This window comes from Peribacillus sp. NPDC058002, from assembly GCF_042886655.1.
Classification (GTDB): domain Bacteria; phylum Bacillota; class Bacilli; order Bacillales; family DSM-1321; genus Peribacillus; species Peribacillus aracenensis.
Genome location: NZ_JBHVQU010000289.1, coordinates 1 through 4,182, shown reverse-complemented (window position 1 = coordinate 4,182; position 4,182 = coordinate 1). Strand labels below are relative to the sequence as shown.

The following is a 4,182-nucleotide window of genomic DNA, read 5'->3' as shown; positions in this document are numbered from 1 at the left end:
GGCCATACATAAGGTCGGGCCTGGCATCTTGGTTTCCTATGTAATTGCCGGTGTTTTAGTGTTCTTGATTATGAAGAGCCTTGGCGAAATGGCCACTTCCAATCCATCAAGTGGTTCATTCTCAGAATATGCCCGGGACGCAATCGGCCCTTGGGCAGGTACAACAGTTGGGTGGCTTTATTGGTTCCAATGGGTTGTCGTTATTGCCATTGAAGCCATTGCAGGTGCAGCCATCATCAATATGTGGTACCCAGGTATTCCTTTATGGTTTCTTGCTTTGGCCTTGACAATTGCTTTGACTTTAACAAATATCTATTCAGTGAAATCCTTTGGAGAATTTGAATATTGGTTTGCCATGATTAAAGTAGCGAGCATCATCGCCTTTTTGATTTTAGGCGTATCTTATATATTTGGATTTTCAGGAGAATCGACGGTTGGAATATCTAACCTTGTACAAAACGGGGGATTTTTCCCTAATGGTGTAAGTTCCGTCTTCGTGGGAGTCATCACTGTATTTTTCTCATTTGCCGGTACAGAAGTAGCGACCATTGCAGCAGCTGAATCAAAGGATCCTGTTAAGTCTGTCTCTAAAGCCATTAATAGTACAATTTGGCGTGTCTTGATCTTTTATGTAGGCTCAATAGCCGTAGTTGTGACATTACTTCCTTGGAATTCTGCTAATGTATTACAAAGTCCATTTGTTGCCGTTTTAGAAAACCTAGGCATTCCTTTTGCAGCTCACCTCATGAATTTCATCGTACTAACTGCTGTTTTATCATGCCTAAATGCTGGATTATATACAACATCCCGAATGCTTTTCTCTTTAGCAAAAAAAGGGGATGCCCCACAATATTTTAGTAAGTTGAATAAAAATGGCGTACCTGCCAGAGCTGTTTTTGCAGCTACCATATTTTCTTATATTGCTGTAGTGATGAGTTATGTTTCTCCTGAATTAGTTTTTCTGTTTCTCGTTAATTCATCGGGAGCGATTATCTTACTAGTTTATTTGGTTATTTCCATTTCTCAGTTGAGGATGAGAAATAGATTGGAAAGAGAGAATCCCGATGCCCTGAAAGTGAAGATGTGGTTGTTCCCATATTTGACATATGCGACGATCCTGGGGATTTCCATCATTTTAATCTCCATGGCTTTTATCGAATCTACAAGAAGCCAACTATATTCAACACTATTACTAACCGGGGTAATCATTGTGTTGACTCATTTTTTTGGAAAAAAGAAAATCAGTAGCGCAGAGGAGAAAAGTAAACTAACCAGTAATTTGCCTCCATTGAAATAAGCTATGGCGGAATATCATTATGTGATAAATTAAAAAGCCTTACTCTTCCACATCGGGAAAGTAAGGCTTCTTTTTATTCCATTTTCTTTCTTTGAAAAACATCAAAATGACTCCAGATGTCTTCCAAAACTTCTAATCGCTCGTGTATATCTTCCTGCTTCTCTTTTCCGACAAACATGATCAAAGCATTAATCAAGCTTAATGGTGCAACGAAAGAGTCAATCAAGCTAGGCATCTGACTGGATGCTGTCAACGGAATGTCCGCATGAGGAATAAGCGGTGAGAGAAGATTATCAGTAATGGCTATTGTTGTCGCATTTTTTTCCTTTGCAAAAGAAAACATTTGAATTGTGCTTTTCGTATATCGTGCAAAACTGACACCAATCACTACATCTTTTTCACTTAAATTATATAACTTTTCCGATGAATTCTCCAATGACTGCAGAAGTTCCACATTATTGAGGACAATTTGAAGATAATATTCCAAAAACACGCCTAGTGATGTGGCACTGCGGTTTGCGATAACATAAACCCTTCTCGCTTGTAATAAGCATTTCACTGCTTCATGGAATGCATCTTCATCCAATTTCTCCATAGTGGATTTTATGTTTGCGATGTCATCCTGGAAAACTTCGTATACCCCTGAAGACTCTTTATTGTATACCTTTTGGGACATCTTTAATCGCTCTGTCGTTGTCAGCTGCTGCTTAACGGAATTCTGCATATACTGCTGCATCTCTGGATAGCCTGAATAGCCAAGCGAGGTTGCAAACCGCACAACGGTGGCATCACTGACCCCTGCCATTTTCGCTAATTTTCCAACTGTAAAAAAAGGAACGGTCGTTTGATTCTCTAATATATATGTAGCTATTTTCACATGGGACTTGCTCATTTCCCCTATTTGCCCAGCGATGTTTTGATAGACGTTTGACATTAAAAAGAGCGCCCCTTTATTTATATTTATGTATTGTAGGAGTAGCTATTTCCTTTTTGTGAAGGATTATAATTTAACAATAGGTTTTTTCATCCTTTTTTGTCAAGTTAATTGGAAGTGCCATGGTGGAATTAAAAAAGGCCTAATCAATTAAAATCGCTTTGATCGGGCCTTTTGCTTTCTCATCTGACACTCAGTTAAGCTGAATTATTTCAGGATCCGTCCAATGGCTTTGTCATGCGCTTCCACAGTTCGAAGAATATCTTCCTCCGTGTGTACAACAGACATCGAATAACGATTTAGCGGCTTTGTATAAATACCTAATTTTAATAACTCATAGTCAATCTCTTTTCTTAACTTCGTATTTGCCCTGCTCATATCACGATAATTTTTAATCGGGCCTTCGGCTAAGATAATGTTAAAGATACTGCCCATACCGACTGTTTGCATGTATAAGCCATGTTTTTTATACACATTCTCAAGTTCCTTACGTAAAGATTGCGTCTTAGCAAACAAATCTTCCATTGTTCCTTCTTGTTCCAATAAGCCAATGGTTGCTAAACCGGCAGCCAAAATGGTTGGATGGCCATTGTATGTTCCACTATGATATAACGGATTTTGTTTATCTTCATTATCTGCTCCAGCTGTTAAAATATCTCGTCCGCCACTAGCAGAGGTAATCATCATTATTTCTTTTTTACCTCCAATGGCCCCTACTGGGAATCCGCCGCCCAGAACCTTTCCTAATGTAGTGATATCCGGTTTAATGCCATATACTTTTTGAGCCCCCCCAATCGATATCCTGAATCCTGTTTTTACTTCATCGAAAATAAGCACTATATTGAGTTCTTCTGTTATTCTGCGAAGTCCTTCCATGAATTCTTGTTCAGCAGGTATGAACCCTCCTTGAATTGGCTCTAAAATGACACCTGCTAATTCATGTGCATGGGCACGTAAAATCTTCTCGGTAGATTCTAAATCATTGAATGGAAGAATGACGGTATTTTCAATATAGTAATCTGGTATTCCTCTTGATTCTCCTACCGCTTTAGGAGCTGTTGCGTTACCTGCTTGATCCATATCAGGGTTAACACTCACTAATACTTGATCGTATCCTCCATGATAATGTCCTTCAAACTTTGCCAATTTCGGTTTTCCGGTATAAGCCACCGCGGTACGAATTGCAAGAAGTGTCGCTTCCAAGCCTGAATTCGTATAACGAACCATTTCAATACCGGGATATAACCCTACTAATTTTTCCGCCATTGTTGTTTCCATCTTGTGAGGCGTACCGAATATGGTCGTTCCAGACTCTAACATTTGTTTTGTCACAGCATCAAATACTTGTTGATGACCATGCCCTAATATAAGTGCTCCATAACATAATAAATAATCGATATATTCATTGCCATCTACATCATATAACTTACTGCCTTTTCCTTTTTCCATCATTATAGGATGTGGAGGAAAATATTTAATATGTGCTGTGACACCGCCCGGAATCACGTCACAAGCTTTTTCAAATAAATCAGCAGATTTTTTCGTTTTTTCTGATAATAAATCCTTATTTTGTAGTATCATAATGAATTTCCCCTTAATATAGATTTTTTTCATGCGAAGTATTTTATAAATAATAGAAGCGATTTTTTTAATTTAATCAAAACTTCTATTAAATGTGGGTATTTTCAGACCTTGATTAAGCAACCAGGTCCAGCCCGACCATAAGAAGATAAAAGATAGTAAGCTATACATTTTGAAATTGCTTCCACAACCATCATTCCCGGCTTCTCACTCACTTCCTGTAGTACCCATAGTGAATTTTCTAATTATTAAAATAATCATTTCATTATAAAATATAATATGAAATAATTATAACAAAGTCAAGGTTAATAAGGAGATTTTAGTTTATTTTTAAGATCTCAGGAATATAAATGCCAGTCCATTTTGTTGA

At 37.8% G+C, this 4,182-nt stretch carries 3 protein-coding genes; 1 reads left to right on the top strand and 2 read right to left on the bottom strand.

The features are described 5' to 3' along the window. On the top strand, positions 1-1,297 hold a 1,297-nt coding region (locus ACFVSH_RS23685), incomplete at its 5' end, for an amino acid permease (protein ID WP_387708164.1). Between the two features lie 73 nt (positions 1,298-1,370). Here ACFVSH_RS23685 and ACFVSH_RS23680 read toward each other — a convergent pair. Then, entirely contained in the window at positions 1,371-2,231 is an 861-nt protein-coding gene (locus tag ACFVSH_RS23680; protein WP_387708162.1) for a MurR/RpiR family transcriptional regulator, read from the bottom strand. A gap of 207 nt (positions 2,232-2,438) precedes the next feature. Beyond that, complete coding sequence (locus ACFVSH_RS23675) at positions 2,439-3,812, bottom strand: aspartate aminotransferase family protein (RefSeq protein ID WP_387594835.1); 1,374 nt, start codon at positions 3,810-3,812, stop codon at positions 2,439-2,441. Between the last annotated feature and the right edge of the window lie 370 nt (positions 3,813-4,182).